Origin of the sequence: Branchiibius hedensis (genome assembly GCF_900108585.1) — a bacterium.
Taxonomy (GTDB): Bacteria; Actinomycetota; Actinomycetes; order Actinomycetales; family Dermatophilaceae; genus Branchiibius; species Branchiibius hedensis.
This window is the reverse complement of sequence record NZ_UESZ01000001.1, coordinates 2,605,577-2,624,783: the sequence shown is the minus strand read 5'-3', so window position 1 is coordinate 2,624,783 and position 19,207 is coordinate 2,605,577. Positions and strand designations below refer to the sequence as shown.

The window sequence follows — 19,207 nt, the reverse complement described above, 5'->3', positions numbered from 1 at the left end:
TCGGCTCAGTGCTGGCTGACCGCTCCGACGAGCGGCAGCGCCAGCACGAGCAACGCGCCCAGGATCATGTGCGGACCGAACGAGATAGCCGTCTTGCGGGTGGCGCCGCGGAACAGGATGAGGATGATCGCCAGTACGGCGCCCGACAGGAAGCCGGCGAACACCCCGAGCACGGCCTGGGCCACCCCGTTGAACCCGAGCAACAAACCGAGGGTGGGGGACAGCTTGACGTCGCCGAGTCCGAAGCCCTGACCGCCGGCGATCAGCGCGATGATCAGGTAGAACAAGGCCACGCCTGCTGCGCAACAGACCGCAATCAGCAGCGAATGCCATTGATGGCGAACGATGCTCACGACCAACAGCCCGGCCAGGGCGGCTACGAAAGTGGGACCGGTCCACCGGTCGGGCAGCCGATGAACGTCAAGGTCGATGGCGGCCAGCACGATCAACGGAACGGTCAACGCGGCGTACACCAAGCCCTGCACGATGCCACCCACGGAGGTCTGTGCGGCGCCGACCAGACCGGCGGCGAGCGCAGTCACCACGGGCACCCAGCGGAAGGACATGACGCGTACGTCGACCTCGTCGGCATAGCGGTGCCCGAGCGTCGTCAGACGCGGGGTGAGCATGAGGCCGGCGAGGAGGCCGCCGATCAGTCCGGCGGCTGCTACCCCGATCGTCGAGGCGGTCATCGGCGCGGGGTGGTGGTCATGTCATCTCCTCGGCTCGGGACTCGCCGCCCCTGATTCAGACAATTGTGATGCTATTAACACTACTTTTGGAGCCATGGCCGATTTCGACGAGTCTCTGCAAGACCTTGATGTTGACGCTTTCTGGCGGGAGGGCTACGCCATCCTGCCGGATGTCTATACCGAAGAAGAAGTCGCGCAGATGCGCCAGGAGGTCATGGCCAATGCGAGCGTCGGCGGGGAGCTGACAGCCGGGCCGCTGAAGCACGTGCTCACCGACGGCAAGATGGCCGCGGTGGCCAAGAAGCTGCTGGACACCGATGACGTGATCTACGGCGGTGACAGCTCGGCGACCATCAACGGCAAGATCCGGGTCTGGCACAAGGACAACACCGATCGCCTGGACGAGAAGGCGCCCGACTGGGACGACCGGTACACCCAATTGCGGTTCGGGATCTATCTGCAGGACCACACCGAGCACAGCGGCGGCTTGAACCTCAAGCCGGGCGCCCATGACATCTGCGATCTGAGTAGCGGCCCGACCACCTATGTGCGTAGCCGGCCGACGGACCTGCTTGTGTGGAGCATGCGGATGACGCACTCCGGTGCCGGCACGTTGTTGAAGGATCCGAACCGGCCCGACCCGGAGCCGGAAGAGTGGAACTCCTTCAGCGAGGATGAGGTGGCACCGCTGCACGAGAACCGGCTCGCCGTCTTCGCGCACATCGGCGCCAACGACAAGCACGCCCGCCGCTACCTGGACTACCTGCGGCACCGCACCTACATCGCGAACATGTGGCGCAACCACCCCTTCACCCCCGAAGTCATCGCGGAGCTGGAAGCGGCCGGTCTGACCGTCCGGGACATGCCCGCTGAGGTCATCGACGACCCGCGGACGGGTGGGTGGAAGGAATGGCAGCCCTACTGGTACCCGGGCAAGGCCGACCCCGAGCCGAAGGTCATCTACCGCGAGAAGGTCGTCGAAGTGCCGGCCGCTGCCCCGGCGGCACCGGCCAAGCCGGCGGCATCGCAGGCGTTCGTGCCGCGGTACTCCCGGGCGGTCAAACGGCGGCTGCGGGGTGTGACCAAGGGTGCGGTCAACGGCTGGAACGCCGCTGCGCCGAAGGGCAGTCGCTGAGCAGGCCCTCGGCTCAATGGTGAGCCGGGGGTGACGGCGGGGTCGGGTTCGGCTCGACGAGGTAGGGGAAGGTTTCGCTCGCCCGCTTCGTCGGGCCGTCCACGTGGTCACTGATCCGGGGACCCTGCCCGCCGTTCATCAGGTACGTGTAGAGCGTGTCCATGCAGTCGTCGTTCAGCGAGCGACCGCCACAGGTCTGGTGGGTCCGGCCGGCCACCACCGACCGCTCGATCTCCAGGAACGTGTCTTCGGCGAACGGTTTGCCGTAGTCCACGATCAGATAGTCGGCGAGCAGCAACTCGGTGAGCGGGTGGGTGCCGTCCGTGGCCAGTGGCCACTGCGTCGTGCCGTCGATGCCGTCCCAGAAGCTGAGGTTGGCGTTGAGGCGCGCCCGGTAGGCGCCGACGTAGTCGGGCACGAGGTGAAAGGCATCCTCGGCGTTGAACAGGTCACGGATCTCCAGGTCCCGGTTGACCGTGTCGTAGGTCTTCATACCGAGGACGGCGTTCTCCAGTTCCGGGCGGCCGAAGCGCTCCCAGCGGATGGGGATCTTCCCGTTGATCAGGGTCTCGGCGACCACGGCCACGAGTGTCTGTGTGCCGTGCGCGCTCAGGTCGATCTCGACGACGACCGAGAAGACGTTCTTGCCGTCGGACAGGATGGCCCCGGGATTCTTGAAGGCCAACGTGCCGGTGGTGATGGTCTCCTGCAGGGCAAGGGCGTCACTGAAGAAGGGATCCCAGCGCGGTCCGGCGAAGACGCGGAGCCCATCGCCCTCGGCCACCTGGTTGACCTCGAAATCGACTGTGGCACCGGAAGATACGACGAGATGACCCTGTTGGCGGCCATCGCCTGGTGGGTCGAACGTGACGTCGATGGTGATCTCGCTGTCGTCGATGCCCGGGGCAAAGAAGGCCGGGTGTGACGGATCTGCTGTGAGAGGACGGATCCGGAACCGATAGATCAAGGCGTCGGACAGGAAGCCGTTCGGATCGGCGTACGGGACGGTGTTGACCACGAGGGCCAGGTGCCCCGGTTGTCCTGGGGCGGGAAACGCGTACGCGTCGGTGATGTCGGCGATCGGCAGTTGGTGGGCGCGCGGCCCGGAGTTGTGATGCGACACAGCTACTCCCTACGGGTGTCGTAGGGACGACGCTGTCCCCGGGGCTGGGTTGGTCGTCGGGTTCGGCTAGCCGGTGAAGTTGAAGTGGTAGGACTCGCCGTCGGTGCCATAGGCGTACGGCTGGGTGAAGCCGTACTTGCCTCCGTTGGCACGCAACCAGTTGGAACCCGCTCCGCCCCAGTCGAATTCGGTGGTGTGCCCCTCCCATTCCTGGAAGTCGACGGCGAGACCGACGCCGTGGTTGGAGGTGCCCGGAGAGTTGGCGTACTTCGGACCGAGCGTCTTGTACCAGTACTGCTGCTCGCTGTAGGTGCGGTAGGCGAGGTCGATGTTGGCGTAGTGGCCGAACTTGGCCAGGTAGGCGGTCTGCAGGGCGTTGAGGGCGGTGACCGCGTTGCAATTCAGGTAGCGCGGGGTGGTGACCGTGTAGCCCGGGTCGAACGGCTGCGGTGAGTTGTACGCCGTGTTGATCGGGCACAGGGCCCACGCCGGGAGGTTGCCGTTGACCGAGGCCACATTGGCCGAGAGGGTTTCGATCGTTCCGCGGTTGACGTATCCGCCGGTGCCGTTGAGCCGGATCCAGTTGGCGTCGACGACCTTGCCGCTGACCGTCGTACCGGCGGCCAGGGTGCGGCCGACGTTGTAGGCGAAACCGGGAGCAGTGTGCACCCTCGCCGGGATGCCGCCGGTGAGGGCGATCCAACCAGTCACCGTGCTGCCGACCGCGGCAGCCGCCGCAGGCTTGACCAGCGTGAGGTAGCTGGCAGAGGTGTAGCGGCCGGCGTACGGGCCGGAGCTGATCTTCAACCAGCCGCCGTTCAGCACACCGAGCACGAAGGAGCCCTTGGTGAGGGCGCCCACTCGCGTATACCCCGCGCCCGGGCCGCTACGGACGTTCAGCGACGAGACGGTGGACAACACCCGCATGCTCACCACGGTGGTGCTCACGGCGGTAGGGGTTGCGGCGGCGGGGGTGGCGGCCAGGGCCGAGGGGGCTGTCGCCAGGCTCGCGGCGAGTGCGGCAACACCGATAGCGGCCACCTTGCTCATGGACGTACTCATGTCATCTCCCCTGGAATCGAGCTTCACGCACCCATCAACCACACGAAATCGACATCTTGGCACGTGGCTGCCCGCCTGACCAGGTTCATAGCGATCCGATGGAGGGCGATTCTCCATCTCATCAGGGTCTGCCTTAGCCGTGGCGGTGCCTACCGCGCAACGTGACGAACGCGGCCACGGCAGCAGCGGTGACCAGCCCAGCGCCCCACAGCAGGGCCGCCGACATACCGTCGGTGAAGGCGGATTGTGCCTGCGTCGCGATCGGCCGGCCCATATGCATCGCCACGGCGAGTGAGGAGCGTGCCTGCTCCGCTGCGGGATCCGGCACCCCGGGCAGGGTCAGGGTGCTGCGATACGCCGACTGGAGGATGCTGCCCAGCACGGCGATACCCAGCGCGGCGCCGAGTTCGCGCGACAGATCGTTCATGGCGGAGGCGACGCCCTGCTTGGCCGTGGGCAAAGCCGCGGTGATGGCGTTGGTCGCGGGCGTCATGGCCAGACCCATACCCAGGCCGAGCGGAAGCAGACCGGCGAGGACCAGCCAGTAGCTGCTCTGCGGATCCAACTGGGCCAGCACCGCGAAACCGGCGGCGATCAGCAGCAGACCGGCCGCGATCGTCGTACCCGTGCCCATCCGGTCGGCGGCCGCAGGGGCCAGGACGCGTGCGGCGGGCATCATCAGGGCGGCCAGCGGCACGATGGCAAGGGCGGTGGTCAGGGCGCTGTAGCCGAGGACGAACTGCAGGTACTGCACCATCAGGAAGACGAAACCGAAGAACCCGAAGAACTGCGCGGTGATGCTCAGGCTGCCGGCTGAGAAGCCGTGCAGCCGGAAGAGCCGGGGGTCCAGGAGCGGGTCGTCGTGGCGCAGTTCCCAGCCGAGGAAGCACAGCAGCACGACCACTCCGACGCCGAGTCCGATGAGGGTCGCCGCACTGATCCAGCCCTGTGTCGGGGCTTCGATGATCGAGTAGACGAGGACGGCGAGGCCGGCGACCGACAGAAGGGCTCCGACCAGATCCAGCTTCGGCGCGTCGCGGTCCGCCGACTCCGGGATGAACCGCACGGTGCCAACGAGGGCGATAAGTCCCATCGTCAGGTTGAAAACGAAGATAGACCGCCAACTCCATTGCTGCAGAAGCAATCCCGCGGCCAGGAGCCCCAGGACGGCGCTGGCGCCGGACACGCCGGCCCAGGTTCCGACGGCCCGGACGCGACGCTCGGGCGGGAAGGTGCTGGTGATCGTCGACAGCGTCGCCGGCATGACGAGGGCGGCCCCAGCGCCGAGGACGGCCTGTACGGCGATCAGTTGCCCTGGCGTGTTGACGAACAGTGCCGAGATCGAGGCACAGATGAAGACCACGAGGCCGGCGACCAGAGCGCGGCGTCTGCCGTAGCGGTCACCGATCGCTCCGGACAGCAGGAGGAGGGCCGCGAACGACAGGGCGTAGGCGTCGACGATCCAGGAGATCTGGGTGGCGTCGGCGCCCAGGTCGATGGCGATCGACGGCGCCGCCAGGTTCAGCGATGAGATTGCTGAGACGACAGCGGCGAGCGCGATGACGATGACGGGCAGGACGCTTCGCCGATAGGGAGTGGGCGATGTCGTGACGGCATCGGTGAGGTCGGTCATGGTGGCTCCTCGTGGTTGTTGCGGATGCATTGACCGTCCCAGCGGCCGCCGATAGATTTCTAGACTGATGAATTACGCGTCCGCACCACGTCTCGGTTGGCTGTCGCCGTCCGCGGCACCGCGATGAATTCGACGCCGCGAGGCAGGCGACGGGGCAGTCCGGGCACCAAGCAGGCGGTCTTGGACGTCGCGCGGCGGCAGTTCCTGGCCAATGGGTATCCCGCAACCACCATGCGTTCGATCGCCACCGAGGCCGGGGTCGATGTCGCCCTGCTCAGTTACTACTTCGGGTCCAAATCCGGCCTTTTCAGTGCGGCGCTCGCACTCGAGGTGAACCCACCGCTCCTGCTGCATCAGGCGATCGATGGTGACCTGGCGACGATTCCGGAGCGGGTGGTCGAGGTGCTCATCTCCACCTGGGACGACCCGGAGTCAGGGGGACCGCTGCGGGTGATGTTGTCGGCGGCTACCCAGGATCCCGAAGTCGCCCGATTGGTCAAAGAAGTGGTGCAGACGGAGATGATCCGGCAACTGGCCGAGCGTTTCGGGGGCGTTGGTGCTACTGCCCGCGCCACGGCCTTCGGTTCGCAGGTGGCCGGCCTGCTGCTGGCCCGGTACTGGCTGCAGCTCGAACCGATTGCATCGATGCCCGTGCGGGAGTTGGTGCCGTTGGTCGCGCCGGGATTGCGCGCGGCGATGACTGGCGGGCGGCGCCTTCCCCCTGGGGCAACCGGTCGAAATTCATCAGCCTGGTAATTCACGTAGCTCCGCGGTGATGCTCGAAGCATGACCATCACAGGAGGTAGTGACATGAAGATCAGACTCAACGAGGACCGCAACCCCAGCTTTCCGTTCGACGAGCTCGTGGCCATCTTCGACACGGTGGAACAAGCCAGTGCCGTGGCCGATGCGCTAGCGGGCCAGTTCCCGGACATCGAGGCGGTCGACATTCTTTCTGGCCCGGACGGCGTGCGGATCTTCGATGCGGCGGGCAACGGCCACGGCTCGCGGGCACACCTGGTCCGGGGCCTGCAGCATGCGGGATCGGGCGAGAACGAGCTCTACCTTGTCGACGAGGCGTTGCGCGGCGGCCGGGTGCTGCTGCGAGTGCCGTGCAGCCCCGCTGATGCGGACGCGATCGGCGCTGTGGCGACCGCACAAGGTGGGCAGATGGTGGTGTGGTTCGGCCGGCACAGCATGATCAATATCCCGAATTCGTAGCTTAAGCCCGCTGTGGCAAGAGTGCTACATTTGCGCGCATGAGCACGGTGGCCTCGCGGGATCTGCGCAACCACACGGCCGACGTCCTGCGCCAAGTCGCGGAGGGCACACGGGTGACGATCACCGTGAACGGCAAGCCGGTCGCCGAGGTTGGCCCCGTGCGAGCGTCGCGGCCGCAGTTTTTCGCCAAGGCGGATCTCGTCGCGCTGCTGGCCGCGCATCAGAGTGATCCGCAGTTGTCCCGGGACCTCGACGACCTCGCGGGTGAAACCACCGACGAACTCGACCCGTTGTGAGTGCGCGCCCGGCGCTGCTGGACACCAGCGTCTTCATCGCGCGCGAGTCCGGGCGGCCGCTCGACGTGTCCGCGATCCCCGAGGACACGACGGTCTGCGTGATGACGCTCGCCGAGTTGCAGGCCGGGGTGCTCGCCGCTCCCGACACCGCAACGCGGTCCCGTCGGCTGGCGACCTTGGGCGTTGCGTCGACGGTCGAGGCGCTACCGGTGAGCGCCGAGGCCGCGCGTCGCTGGGCTGAGTTGCGGGTGCGACTGGCCGAGGAGGGGCGGCGTGCCAAGGTCAACGACCTGTGGATCGCGGCCGTGGCGCTCGCGAATGACATGGACATCGTTACGCAGGACGATGATTTCGACGCCATCGAGCATTGCGGCGAGCCTGCGGTCATTCGGGTGTAGGTGAGCGGGCGCCAGCTGCTCAACGAGTCCAACTCCAAGCTGCGGGGCTACCCTCGGATCGTGTACTGGAGGACCGTCGGCGTGGGGCTGCTTTTCGTGGTCCTTGCCTTCATCACGGATCTCCTTGGCTGGCACTCGCCAACCGCGAAGATCATTCTGTTCTCCGCGATGCTGGCCGCCATCGGCGCAACGGCCGCGAGTGAGAAGAAGACCCACCAGGCGAAGGATGCTCAACGTCGCGTGCCCCCGGCATGATTCGAACATGCGACACCCGCTTTAGGAGAGCGGTGCTCTATCCCCTGAGCTACGAGGGCGGGGAGCGTACGCCGATCACTCGCCGTACGCGCCACCAAGGGTAACCGCCGCGCGAGGCAGAGCCGACAACGCAAGTGGCCGCACCCCGGCTGGGGCGCGGCCACTCGACGTACCTGCTACTTCAACAGCGGCAGGAACAGGCAGTTGCCGTACTCCGGCACCCCCGCCAGCCGCGCGGACACCCAGTTGAGGGCCGGCTGCCAGCTCTCCACCATGCCCCCGAGGTGGTGCACGGCCAGCTTGTCGCCGTCCTGGATGTTCAGCCCGTACGTCGTGTAGTTGACCCGAGCGCCCTTCGCGCACCAATCGACGGCCAGCTGCCGCACCTGGCTGTGTGGCACCGTCTGGTCCGCCAGGTCGGTGGTCAGCAGCACCGGCGAGGTCGGCTTCAGGCGGCCGATGCGCTGGTCGCTGACAATCTGCTGCGCCACGGGATTCGCCGCGATCACGTCACTGAGCGACCGTCCGCCCGTGATCCACTTGGTGCTGGTCGCACCGCCGTAGGACAACACGGTGTCCGCAATGCACTGTGTCGACAGCGATTTCAGCGCTGCCTTGCCCGCGTCCTTGGTGTTCGCATCGAGGATCGGCTGCAACGCCGGATAGGACTGCGCGAGTCCGTTGATCGCGTAGCCGAGCACGCCGGCGATCGCGTTGCCCTCGATGCCCTTGATGACGACATTCAGGTCAGCCGGGGGAGCGCCCACGAAGGACCCGGCTAGTTGCACGTCCGGTGCGTAGCTCGGCTGCAACTCGGCAGCGGAACCGGTCGCGCCCCCGCCCTGGCTGTAGCCCCAGGTGGCCACCCGCGACGAGGCGGTGATGTCGGTGCCGGACAGGTTGCGCGCTGCCCGGACCGCATCCAGCACCGCGTGCCCCTGGTCCAGACGGTTCATGTAGGTGTGCACCCGGTCGGTCGTGCCCAGCCCGACGTAATCGGTGACGACCACCGAATAGCCCCGGTTCAGAAGGTCGCCCACGAAAATCGCGTCATACCCCAATGCGGTCGTGATGCCACCGGAGCCGTTGCCGGAGATGCTGATCGGGTTCTGCAGCAGCTTCGAGGGAGCGCACTGGTCGCCCTGCCCGATCGTGCCGAAGGCGTATGACACCAGCGGCCGCGAGCCGGACCCCTTCCAAGCAGCCGTCGGCTGCAAGTAGAGCCCGGTCACGGCGACCGGCTGCCCGCTGGAGTCGATCGAGGAGTACATGATCTTGGTGGCCTTGGCCGCGTAGCTCGTCGACACCGGTTGGGCGTAGATGACGGTCCCGGGAGTCGCGGGCACCGCCGCCGGCGGGTCGTAGAACGAGGCCGCGGAGGCACTCGGGGCAAGGGCGGTCAAGCCACCCGCGGCCAGGGTCGCCGCAACAGCAGCGGTGGAGACAGTGCGCAACATTGAGCCGGTTCTCTCGGTAGTTACGGTGGCGTAAGTAGCGTACCGATGATGTGACCCGGCTCACAGGAAGAGAAGGCAGTGAGATGTGTGGGCGGGGTGGGTCGAGTCTCCCGGCGGTGACGGGCACCGGCGAGAATGACCGCATGATCCTCACCTTCGACGGCCACGAGCCCACCATCGACGACACCGCCTGGGTTGCGAGCAATGCGACCGTCGTCGGCAACGTCACCCTGCGCGCAGGTGTCGGTGTCTTCTACGCGGCGGTGCTGCGTGCCGACATGGACCACATCGAGATCGGCGAGGGCAGCAACATCCAGGACAACTGCGCCCTGCACGTCGACCCGGGTCACGCACTCACCGTCGGTCGCAACGTGAGCGTCGGACACAACGCGACCCTGCACGGCTGCACCATCGAGGACGACGTACTGATCGGGATGGGCGCGACCGTCCTCAACGGAGCCGTTATCGGCCGCGGCAGCATGGTCGCCGCGGGCGCCCTGGTCACCCAGGGGATCGTCGTACCGCCCGGGTCCCTGGTCGCCGGCGTGCCGGGCAAGGTGCGCCGTGAACTCACCGAAGAGGAGAAGGCGGGCGTCCTGCTGAACGCCGAGGTTTACCGCGAGCTGACCCGCAAGCACGCGGTGACCGGTTAAGCCTTCGACGTACGCCGAACGGCGGCTTCCTGGGCCAACTTGCCTTCCGGGGTCAACGGAGTGAGGTCCTCCGGCGCCGCATCCCCGGTGCGCAGGTCGATCTGTTCGCTGAGGTAACGCCAGACAACAGCGGCGCTCGCGGCCAGCGGAACGGCCAGGAATGCGCCGATGATCCCGAAGGTGTCACCGCCGGCCGCGATCGCCAGCAGCACGATCGCCGGGTGCAGGTGCATGGAACGCGACTGCAGCAGCGGTTGGAGGATGTGTCCTTCGAGTTGCTGCACCGCGATGATCAGCACCAACGCGATGATCGCCGCCGTCAGACCCTTGGTGACCAGCGCGACCAGCACGGCCAACGTGCCGGCGACGAACGCACCGACGATCGGGATGAAGCCACCGAAGAAGGTCAGCACGACCAACGGACCGACCAGCGGGATGCCCAGCAGCAGCAACCCGATACCGATGCAGGTCGAGTCGACGGCGCTGACGATCGCCTGGGTGCGGATGAAACCACCCAGCGTGCCGTAGACCCTGGTCAGCACCTCGGTGAAGTGAGCGCCCGCTCCGCGACCGAAGGTCTGTCGCGCCCAGGGCAGGAATCGGTAGCCGTCCTTGATGAAGAAGAAGGTCAGGATCAGCGCGACGACCAACGTCACCAGCACCGAGCCGGCGGTTGCGACCCCGGTGAAAACACCGCTGGCGATCTGTTCGCCGCTGGACTGCAAACGGTCGGTGATGGCCTTCACCGCGTCGTCGATCTGATCAGGTCGCACGTTGAACGGCGGTCCCTGCAGCCAGTTGCGGATCTGGTTGACCCCCTTGATGGCGTTCTCGCTGAGCTCCGGCGCTTGGTCGACCACGGAGGGAGCCAGCGCCGCGAAGATGCCGATGATCAACGCCAGGCCACCGACCAGCGCGGTCACCGCCGACCAGGTCACCGAGAAGCCGTGCTTGCGCAGCCAACGGGTCGGTGGCCACAGCAACGTGGACGCGATCAAGGCCAGCAGCACCGGCAGGACAGCGCTCCAGAAGCGGCCGATGACCTGCAGCAGCATCCACGTGGCGACCAGGATCACGATCAGCCGTAGGCCCCAGCTGGCCAGCCATCGCACGCCGTCGCCGATGATCTGGGCCCGATCGACGCCCTCGTTCGGGGTGCGCTCGACCGCCACCGCCGGATCCGGGATCTCGTCCTGATCCGCCAACGGGTCAGGGTCCGGCTCGGAGGGTGCTACCGAGCGCACGCCCTTCGAAGGCAGCCGCATGGACGTCTCCTGTCTGAACCGGATCGACGAGAAAGGAACACCGGCAACGAGCGCGGTGTGAGCAACGCCACGTTACGGCGTCGCACCGGGGTTGATGCGGTCCGGCGCTGCCAGCGTGCTCAAGGGTAACGATCCGTCAGCCTCCACCTGTGCCAGGAGCACGCGCGTGGCGTCCTGCGCCCGGCGGGATAGCCTGGCGCAGTGAGCGATCGACCCGACCGAAACGCCCTCGCGGACGCAGCGGTCCAGGACTGGTCGCGACACCTGATCGGGCTCGGCGGGCCCAACAACCTGCTGTGGGCGAGCACCGGCGAACCCACCGAGGTCGATCTGGCCAGGGCCCACCCCGGCGGTCTGGCACGGCTGCTGTCCGGTGCTGTGGTCGGCCTACCGGAGCTGGTCCGGGAGCCGAGTGCGCTGGCCAGCCTGACCGTGCGGGCCGAGGCCCTGCACCGACGGGTCGACGTCCTGCGGGAGCAGGTGGGTCTGCTGACCTGCTACCTGGCAATGGGTACGGCGACCTGGCAGCAACCGGGTAGCACCCCTCGCGCGCCGGTCATCCTGTGGCGTGCCGACATCGCCCGCGATCACGGTGGCCGGATCACCCTGCAACTGGTCGGCGACCTCGAGGTCAATCCCGCGCTCACGTCCTACCTGCGCGCCCAGGGCATTGAAGTCGACGACGGCGAGGTGCTGCGCGCATCCCGCTCCGGCGATGTCTTCGACCTCAGTCACGCCTTCGACATCGTTGAGCGAGCGGCCACGTTGCCCGGGTTTCGGATCGAGCGATCCCGGGTGATCGATTCCTTCAGCTACGTCAAGGCGGCCAACGCCCGCGACCTGACCAGCCAGCGAGCCTGGATCGGCACCCACGACGTGGTCGCCGCCCTCGCCGGTGACCACGAAGCCGCCCAGCAGGTCGGTGCCGAGCCACCACCACCGCAGCCGGTTGCGGTGCAAGACGAGTTCGCGCCGCTGGATCTGGACGCGGAGCAGCAACAGGTCATCGCCGCAGTCCGGGCCGGTGCGCAGCTCACCGTGCATGCCCCATCCGGTTGTGGCACCAGTCAGACGATCGCCGGCCTGGTGGCCGGGTTGGCCATGGACGGCCGCCGCGCACTGGTGGTCACCCAGGCGTGGTCGGACGGCGACGCCGTGCTGGACCGGCTGGGACAGGCCGGGCTCGGGGACCTGCTGCTCGACGTACGTTCGCAGACGGCGGCCGCTCTCACCGACCGGTTGCGGGGGCAGTTGGCGGACCTGGCTGCCGCCGCCAGCGAGCCAGCCGTTGCTGAACCGGCTGACCTGGCCGGTGTGGTCGCCACCCTCGAGCAGCGCTGGGCGGCCGAGCACGACCTGCGCGCACCGTGGGGAGTCAGCCCCGCGCAGTGCCGACGGGCGCTGGCCGACATGAGCGGGCAGGAGTACGTCGGCAGCGACCGCCGGCTGGTGATCGACGACTTGGTCGCGGTGAGCGTCGAGCGCCTCTACACGCTGTCCGATGCGCTGCAGGCGGCGGTCGAGGCCGGGGCGTGGTCGGGGGGATCGACGAACGATCCGTGGTTCGGTGCCCGGGTCGTGGGCGCCGATCATCGCCAACGCACGGCACAACTCGTCGCGGACCTGGCCGACGGCGGCCTGGACGCCGAACGCGCGACGATCACCGCACTGTCCGACGAGGTCGGACTCGCCCGCCCGCGCTCCTTGCGCGAGGCCCAGGACCAACTGGATCTGATGGCCGGGGTCTTCCAGACGTTGGAAGTCTTCACCCCGGAGGTCTTCGGGGCGGGCCTGCCGGAGATGGTCGCTGGCACCGCCGAGGGCGCGGACGCCCCGACGGATCTGGGCATGTTCGAGCGGCGCCGGCTGCGCAGCCAGGCCAAGCGGTTGCTGCGGCCCGGCGCCAGCGCGCACAGCCTGCACGGGGTGCTGCAGCGGGCGTTGAAGCAGCGCACCCGGTGGCAGGCGCTCGCGGGTAAAGGCAGCGTTCCGACGGCACCGCTGCGCACCCCGCAGGTCGCCACCCAGGTGGAGTCGCTGCGCGGTCGGCTGGAGTGGCTCGAGGCGCGCCTGGCCGGTAGTGCATCAGCTCGCAGCCTGGTGGACACCGACTTCGATGAGATCCAGGTGCTGACCGAGCGGTTGCGCGACGCCGACGACCGGTTGGCGATTGTGCCGGAAGTGATTGGCACGCTGGATCTGCTGCGGGCCAACGGGTTTGGTGACCTGCTGGATGATCTGGCCGCACGTGATGCCAGCCCCGAAGAGGCCGCGTGGCAGGTGCGATGGGTGTGGTGGAGCTCGGTGTTGGGGCACTCCCAGCGCACCGATCCGGTGCTCGCAGCCCACGATCCGGAGGCGGCGCGGGCGACCGAGCAGGACTTCCGCGCCGACGACGCTGCCCACGTGCGGGCAGGCGCCGCGGCGGTGCGCGAGCGGGTGCGCCGCCAGGTGGAGCGGGTGCGCGTCGATCTGCCCGACCAGGTCGTCACGCTGCGTAGCCGGGTCCTGCATCCGGGGGCCCTGTTGACCCAGGCGCCCGAACTGTTGACCGCGCTGCGGCCGGCCTGGCTGGTCAGCCCGCTTGCGGTGGCCGCGACCCTCGCCACCGGGCTGTGGTTTGACGTCGTGATTTTCGACGACGGTGGACAGGTGCCGCTGCCGGAGGCGTTGCCGGCGATCACCCGGGCGGGACAGGTTGTGGTCTTCGGCGATCGCACCCAGGAGGTTGTCCTGCCGCGTGCACTGCAGTCCCCGCCCGCGCCGTCGGTGTTCCAGGCCCTCGAACCGCTGGCCCCGCAGCTGGCGCTCGCCCACGACTACCGCAGCCTCGATGAGCGGCTGAGCGCCTTCGCGGCGGTGCGCCGCTATGGCGGCGAGGTCACCGGGTTCCCGGCGGCGGGGGCCAGCACCCCGATCGGCATGACGACGGTGCATGAGGATCGCATCGTGTCGGCGGCCCTGTCCGCCATCCGGGAAGCGGCGAGCGCCGACCCCGACGGCACCCTCCTGGTCGTGACGTGGACCGCGGATCTGGCGCAGCGGATCCAGACCGACCTGGTGCGCCGGGTGGACGATCCGGACATCCGACGCCGGTTGGGTGGCGCCGAGCGCACCCTGGTGATCGGCGATGTCGTGACCACCCGCGCAGTCACCGCCGACACCGCGATCGTGGTCCTGGCCGACGAGCGTGGCGGCGCGGCGCTGCTGCAAGCGATGGGCGCCGAAGGGGCCATGGTGCGCTTCTGGAGCGCGGTGAGCCGGGCCCGGCGCCGCGTGCAGGTCCTGAGCACCCTTGACCCGCAGACGTTTCCCGAGGACCGACTGCGCACCACCGGGTCACGGACGCTGCGCGACTATCTGCGTTATTGCGCCGCGGGTGGCGATCCGCAGTCGTTGCAGGTGCAGTCGCTGGAGCAGAGTACCCCTCGGCGACGGCGGCGGACCGCGTCCACCGGTAGCGTCCTGGACACCCCCGTGCTGCCCGTCGTGGCCAGCAACGACGTGCCGGTCCTGATCGATGCTTTGGCGGCGCAGTTGCGCTCGCGCGGGTTGACGGCTATCCCGTCGTACGGCGTGTCCGGGCGGCCGGTCGAACTCGCCGTGGGTGGGGCGGACGTGAAGCTGCTGCTGGCGGTGGAATCTGACGACAGCGATCACGGCGAACCGTTGCGGTTCCGGCTGCGGCTGCGTCCGGATCAACTCGCGATCCGGGGATGGCACACCGAGACCGTCTACGCCCAGGACCTCCAGCAGGACCTCGCGGGTGAGGCTGACCGGCTCGCGCAGGTGTTGAGGTCGTTGTGACGTCGCCACGGCGGCATCGTCGAGCGGTCCGGCCCGCGACCGGCGGTGACCCGCAGCGCGAGGTGCCTGTCGTCGCTGGTGACGACGACACCGATCAGCGCGAACCCGCGGTCGAGGACGCGAAAGCGGCGGCCCAGCAGACCAAGAAGTCTGCCGAGCCGCCGCTCAGCGCTGCGGATCGGTGGTTGCTGGAGCAGCGACCACCGCACTGGGACTAGCTGATTCAGCCGTCCGAGGGGTCGGCGACGGGGCGAGTCTCGGGGCGGTCGTCGCGTGCTTCGCGCAGCAGCCCCCGGATGTCGGCGAGGATGTCCTTGTCGGTCTCCTCGTTCTCCGGCTCTTCGATGCCGATCAGGTGCTTGGAGCGCTCGTAGGGCACGATGAACAGGAAGTACAGCACCGCGGCCGTCAGCACGAACACGATCAAGGCGTTGATGATGGTGCTGATGTTGATGAACGTCGACGGGTTGTCCGAGATGATGCGGAAGCCCAGGCCCTGAGAGGCGTTCTTGCCACCGAAGGCGTTCAGCACCGGCTCGATGATGGCGCTGGTGAAGGTGTTGACCAGCGTGGTGAACGCTGCGCCGATGACGAAGGCGGTGGCCAACTCGATGAGGTTGCCGCGGAAGAGGAAGTCCTTGAAGCCCTTCAGCATGAAGTCTCCTTGATCGGGGGGAATCGGTCCTGACCGAATCTATCGAGAATGCGGCAGCGGCTCGACTTCCTCACCCCACGGATGGTGTGGCCCGGGACACATGAGATAGCGCCAGTCGTGCGCTAGGCGGCCGGATGCAAGGCAAGGGTCAGCCGCCCGCTGCCCGAATCCTCGCCACCGGCAGCGACCGCCGCTGCGTCGGATGCACTCACCGACAACAGAACTCGGGGGTCTTCCGACTCGGTCCACGAGGACGCCGCGGCAGCAGATGTCTGCACGACCGTGGTGGTGGCGGCGACCAGGCGCGCCCCGGCGTAGACATCGACCCGGTCGCCTCGCTGCAGCACGGCAGCCAGAGCGGGCTCGACCGGCACACTCAACACGACGCGGCTGCTCGAACCGGCCCAGGACCGGGCGTCCCGGATACGGGCCGCGGTCACCGGCTCGCCCGCGCGCATCGGGGCATCGACCACCGCGCCCACCGCTTGAGTCATGGTCAGCGGGTCGGGCAGTGCGGCACTGACCGGCCAGGCCACGGATCGTAGGTCCGCGCCGGCCAGGCGTTGCCCTGCGCTCAGATCGTGCGCCGCCACGACCACGGTCCGGGTCGCCCCCGCCGAGGTGACGCGGTGGACCGCGGCAAGGGCAGCGACCGCGACCAGCACCGCCGCGAGCACCTTGCGGGCGCGGTGCCGCCGGGCCGTGGCTGCGACGCTGCCGCCCTGCCAGGAGTCCGGGAGCAGCCGCTGAACGGGAGGTTTCACGGCAGGTCGAAGGGCAGCGTCAAACCGTCGAGGGCCTGGCGGCAGGAGCAGGACGGCGACTCGGTGGTCGGCAACGCGGGAACGGCCGCCGAGATGATGGCGCGCACCTGCTCCAGATTGCGTTCGAAGGCGGCCATCACCTCCTGGTGGGTGACCCCCTGGTCCTGCTCGAGGCCGGCATCCAGATCGGTGACCAGACAGATCGCCGAGTAGCACAACGCCAACTCACGGGCGATCGAGGCTTCCGGCATCCCGGTCATCCCGACGACGCTCCACCCGGCCTGCTGATGCCAGCGGGACTCGGCCCGGCTGGAGAATCGCGGGCCGTTGATCACCACGAGCGTGCCGCCGTCGACGCACGGGTTCGGCACGCCCTCGGCACCCTGGAGGAGCGCGGTGCGGCCGAGCGGGCAGTAGGGGTCGGCGAAGGCGACGTGCACGACCGGGCCCGGGTCGTCGTACACCGTGTGCGCCCGACCCCAGGTGCGGTCGACGACCTGGTCGGGCACCACGAAGGTGCCCGGACCCAGCTGCCGCTGCAGGGAACCCACCGCGCTGGGCGCCAGCACTTGGCGCACGCCCAGGCTGCGCAACGCCCACAGGTTGGCGCGGTAGTTGATCCGGTGCGGCGGATACCTGTGCCCGCGGCCGTGCCGGGGCAGGAAGGCGACCTGGCGGCCGCCGATCTCGCCGAGGACGATGTCGTCGCTGGGCGCACCGAACGGGGTGTCGACGGTGCGGCGCGGGGCGTCGTCGGCGAAGAAGGAGTACAGCCCGGAGCCGCCGATGATGCCGACAAGGGATTCGCTGCTCATGACCCCGAATCTAGGGGCTACTTGCTGCCCGCCGCCGAAGAGGTTGTGGATGACGAACTGCTCGACGATGAACTACTCGACGACGAACTACTGGAACTGGAGGCGCCGCTGTCGGAGGACTTCGACGAACTGCTCTCCGTGGAGGTGGACTTGCTGTCCGCCGACTTGGCGTCGGACTTCGTGTCCGCGGAACTGCCAGCCTTCTTGGCCGAGTCGCGGCTGTCGGTGCGGTAGAAGCCGGACCCCTTGAAGACGACGCCGACCGCGTTGAACTGTTTGCGCAGTGTGCCGCCGCACTCGGGGCAGACGGTCAGCGCGTCGTCGCTGAAGGACTGCACGATGTCGAAGGCGTGCCCGCAGTCTTTGCACGCGTACGAGTAAGTGGGCATGGGCGCAATTCTACGAATAGTTTCAGGGTGCTCGGTTGCGAGGGGCCTTGCGCCAGCCCGCCAGGCGGCCATCGGCGCTGACCGCCTGGATCCGCCGCAGCGTGGCGGTCCGCGCGTCGGCGGTGGTGACCACCAGCAGTTCATCACCGTGCCGCAGCACGGTGTTGGGCGCGGGTACGGCGCTGGTGCCGTCCCGCACCACCAGCGTCACAGCGGCTCCGGCGGGCAGCCGCAACTCATGGATCTCGACACCGTTCAGCTTCGAATCCGGACCGACGCGCACCTGCAACAGGTCGGCGTGGAGCTCATCCAGGGGAGTGGATTCGACCTCAACGGTGACCGTGTGCGCGGCGGTCGCGATCCGCAGTTTGCGTGCCAACCAGGGCAGCGTGGGTGCTTGCACGATGGTGAAGACCACCACCAGGACGAAGACGAGGTCGAAGATCCAGCCGGTGTTCGGGGTGCCGACGGTCAACGGGACGGTGGCCAGCACGACGGGGACCGCGCCGCGGAGGCCGGCCCAGGAGAGGAAGGCCATCTCCCGCGGTGTGAAGCGGAACGGCGCCAGACTGACCAGCACCGACAGCGGCCGGGCCAGCAGGAGCAGCACCACGCCGATGACGATCGCGGGAACCAACTGATCCATCAGCCGTTTCGGCGAAGCCAGCAGACCGAGCATCACGAACAACCCGATCTGGGCCAACCAGCCCAGGGCCTGCGCGAAGCTGCGGGTCGCCTGCCGGTGCGGCAGCCGTTGGTTACCGATGACCAGGGCACACAGGTACGCCGCGATGAAGCCGCTGGTGTGCGCCAGGTCGGCCACGCCGTACGCCAGGACGGTCAGACTCAGCACGGCCAGGGAGAACAGCGCCGAGGAGGTCGCGGTGACCCGGTGGCCGATCCAGGAGCCGGCCCAGCCGATCGCCAGACCGATGGCGGCGCCCCCGACCAACTCCAGGGTCGCCTCGATGACCACGACCCACCAGGGGCTCTCGTTGCGGTGCGCCGCGCCCTCGGCGAGAGCGACGACGATCAGCACGACCGGGGCGTCGTTGAACCCGGACTCCGCTTCGAGGACTCCGGTCAGACGGTGCGGCAACGGCACCCGGCGCAGCACGGAGAAGACCGCCGCGGCATCGGTGGAACTGGTGATGGCACCCAGCAGGAAGGCCACCTGCCAGTTCAGGTTCAGCAGATAGTGCGCAGCGACACCGACGACGGCGATCGAGACCAGGACGCCGACCGTCGAGAGCACCGCTGCGGGCGCGACACTGCGCCGGATCGAGCTCCAACTGGTCGTGAGGCCACCCTCGGCCAGGATCAGCGCCAGGGCGGAATACCCGAAAACCTGCGTCAACCGCGGGTCGCTGAACTGGATGCCGAGCCCGGCTTCACCCAGCACCAGACCGATTCCCAGGTAGAGCAGCAGCGTCGGGAGGCCGGACTTGTTGGCCAGTCGGACCGCGGCTACGGAGACCAGCAGCACCAGGGAACCGATCACCAACGTGCGGGTCAGATCATCCGGCGTGAACGACGTGATGGCGCTCAGAGAGGAGGGCAGCATGCGGCAGGCCTCCTCGTGCGTTG

Annotated in this window: 20 protein-coding genes and 1 tRNA gene; 9 read left to right on the top strand and 12 right to left on the bottom strand. The window is 68.1% G+C overall.

What is annotated here, in order from left to right:
* Window positions 1-5: 5 nt before the first annotated feature.
* Window positions 6-692 carry a prepilin peptidase gene (locus DR843_RS12680; protein WP_109686338.1) on the bottom strand — a complete coding sequence of 229 codons (687 nt, stop codon included), beginning with the start codon at window positions 690-692 and terminating at the stop codon, window positions 6-8.
* Window positions 693-786: 94 nt separating this feature from the next.
* On the opposite strand from DR843_RS12680, the gene DR843_RS12675 reads away from it, so the two are divergent.
* Window positions 787-1,827 (top strand): phytanoyl-CoA dioxygenase family protein, encoded by a 1,041-nt coding sequence (locus DR843_RS12675; RefSeq protein ID WP_174888832.1) that lies wholly within the window; start codon window positions 787-789, stop codon window positions 1,825-1,827.
* Between the two features lie 13 nt (window positions 1,828-1,840).
* On the opposite strand, the gene DR843_RS12670 is transcribed toward DR843_RS12675, so the two are convergent.
* From DR843_RS12670 to DR843_RS12660, 3 genes are all read right to left on the bottom strand, one after another.
* Window positions 1,841-2,950: a DUF4331 family protein gene (locus tag DR843_RS12670; RefSeq protein WP_109686336.1), complete on the bottom strand. Its 1,110-nt coding sequence runs from the start codon at window positions 2,948-2,950 to the stop codon at window positions 1,841-1,843.
* Between the two features lie 66 nt (window positions 2,951-3,016).
* Entirely contained in the window at window positions 3,017-4,012 is a 996-nt protein-coding gene (locus DR843_RS12665; protein ID WP_170119862.1) for a D-alanyl-D-alanine carboxypeptidase family protein, read from the bottom strand.
* A 133-nt stretch (window positions 4,013-4,145) separates the two neighbouring features.
* A complete protein-coding gene (locus DR843_RS12660) occupies window positions 4,146-5,645 on the bottom strand; it encodes an MFS transporter (RefSeq protein WP_109686332.1) in 1,500 nt (499 codons plus the stop codon).
* 96 nt (window positions 5,646-5,741) lie between these two features.
* Here DR843_RS12660 and DR843_RS12655 point away from each other — a divergent pair, with 96 nt between their 5' ends.
* Genes DR843_RS12655 through DR843_RS12635 form a run of 5 tightly spaced genes read left to right on the top strand, consistent with a single transcriptional unit; the run spans window position 5,742 to window position 7,815 of the window.
* Window positions 5,742-6,401, top strand: a complete 660-nt coding sequence (locus DR843_RS12655; RefSeq protein ID WP_211310241.1) for a TetR/AcrR family transcriptional regulator — start codon at window positions 5,742-5,744, stop codon at window positions 6,399-6,401.
* Between the two features lie 54 nt (window positions 6,402-6,455).
* The gene (locus tag DR843_RS12650; RefSeq protein ID WP_109686330.1) at window positions 6,456-6,866 is read left to right on the top strand and encodes a hypothetical protein; all 411 of its coding nucleotides are present in this window, start codon (window positions 6,456-6,458) and stop codon (window positions 6,864-6,866) included.
* Window positions 6,867-6,904: 38 nt separating this feature from the next.
* Entirely contained in the window at window positions 6,905-7,162 is a 258-nt protein-coding gene (locus DR843_RS12645) for a type II toxin-antitoxin system Phd/YefM family antitoxin (protein WP_109686328.1), read from the top strand.
* Window positions 7,159-7,560 (top strand): type II toxin-antitoxin system VapC family toxin, encoded by a 402-nt coding sequence (locus DR843_RS12640; RefSeq protein WP_109686326.1) that lies wholly within the window; start codon window positions 7,159-7,161, stop codon window positions 7,558-7,560. The genes DR843_RS12645 and DR843_RS12640 overlap by 4 nt, the downstream gene beginning before the upstream one ends.
* 60 nt (window positions 7,561-7,620) lie before the next feature.
* The gene (locus tag DR843_RS12635) at window positions 7,621-7,815 is read left to right on the top strand and encodes a hypothetical protein (RefSeq protein ID WP_146202572.1); all 195 of its coding nucleotides are present in this window, start codon (window positions 7,621-7,623) and stop codon (window positions 7,813-7,815) included.
* Here the strand turns inward: DR843_RS12635 and DR843_RS12630 are convergent.
* Window positions 7,802-7,874 (bottom strand) — tRNA-Arg (locus tag DR843_RS12630). The two genes, DR843_RS12635 and DR843_RS12630, sit on opposite strands and share 14 nt — an antisense overlap.
* Window positions 7,875-7,991: 117 nt before the next feature.
* Window positions 7,992-9,272 carry a lipase family protein gene (locus tag DR843_RS12625; protein WP_109686321.1) on the bottom strand — a complete coding sequence of 427 codons (1,281 nt, stop codon included), beginning with the start codon at window positions 9,270-9,272 and terminating at the stop codon, window positions 7,992-7,994.
* Between the two features lie 143 nt (window positions 9,273-9,415).
* Between DR843_RS12625 and DR843_RS12620 the strand changes: the two genes are divergently transcribed.
* A complete protein-coding gene (locus tag DR843_RS12620; protein ID WP_109688927.1) occupies window positions 9,416-9,925 on the top strand; it encodes a gamma carbonic anhydrase family protein in 510 nt (169 codons plus the stop codon).
* On the opposite strand, the gene DR843_RS12615 is transcribed toward DR843_RS12620, so the two are convergent.
* Window positions 9,922-11,190 carry an AI-2E family transporter gene (locus DR843_RS12615; RefSeq protein WP_109686319.1) on the bottom strand — a complete coding sequence of 423 codons (1,269 nt, stop codon included), beginning with the start codon at window positions 11,188-11,190 and terminating at the stop codon, window positions 9,922-9,924. The genes DR843_RS12620 and DR843_RS12615 overlap by 4 nt on opposite strands.
* A gap of 201 nt (window positions 11,191-11,391) precedes the next feature.
* Between DR843_RS12615 and DR843_RS12610 the strand changes: the two genes are divergently transcribed.
* On the top strand, window positions 11,392-14,997 hold the full coding sequence (locus DR843_RS12610) for a hypothetical protein (protein WP_109686317.1): 3,606 nt from the start codon (window positions 11,392-11,394) through the stop codon (window positions 14,995-14,997).
* Complete coding sequence (locus DR843_RS12605) at window positions 14,994-15,215, top strand: hypothetical protein (protein ID WP_109686315.1); 222 nt, start codon at window positions 14,994-14,996, stop codon at window positions 15,213-15,215. The genes DR843_RS12610 and DR843_RS12605 overlap by 4 nt, the downstream gene beginning before the upstream one ends.
* Before the next feature lie 5 nt (window positions 15,216-15,220).
* On the opposite strand, the gene DR843_RS12600 is transcribed toward DR843_RS12605, so the two are convergent.
* From DR843_RS12600 to DR843_RS12580, 5 genes are all read right to left on the bottom strand, one after another.
* The gene (locus DR843_RS12600; protein ID WP_109686313.1) at window positions 15,221-15,652 is read right to left on the bottom strand and encodes an MscL family protein; all 432 of its coding nucleotides are present in this window, start codon (window positions 15,650-15,652) and stop codon (window positions 15,221-15,223) included.
* A gap of 122 nt (window positions 15,653-15,774) precedes the next feature.
* Complete coding sequence (locus DR843_RS12595) at window positions 15,775-16,416, bottom strand: SAF domain-containing protein (RefSeq protein ID WP_170119861.1); 642 nt, start codon at window positions 16,414-16,416, stop codon at window positions 15,775-15,777.
* Complete coding sequence (locus DR843_RS12590; RefSeq protein WP_109686311.1) at window positions 16,413-17,231, bottom strand: S-methyl-5'-thioadenosine phosphorylase; 819 nt, start codon at window positions 17,229-17,231, stop codon at window positions 16,413-16,415. The genes DR843_RS12595 and DR843_RS12590 overlap by 4 nt, the downstream gene beginning before the upstream one ends.
* Before the next feature lie 17 nt (window positions 17,232-17,248).
* Window positions 17,249-17,620, bottom strand: coding sequence for an FmdB family zinc ribbon protein (locus DR843_RS12585; protein WP_109686309.1), 372 nt, complete (start codon window positions 17,618-17,620; stop codon window positions 17,249-17,251).
* A gap of 22 nt (window positions 17,621-17,642) precedes the next feature.
* Entirely contained in the window at window positions 17,643-19,184 is a 1,542-nt protein-coding gene (locus DR843_RS12580) for a potassium/proton antiporter (protein WP_109686307.1), read from the bottom strand.
* Between the last annotated feature and the right edge of the window lie 23 nt (window positions 19,185-19,207).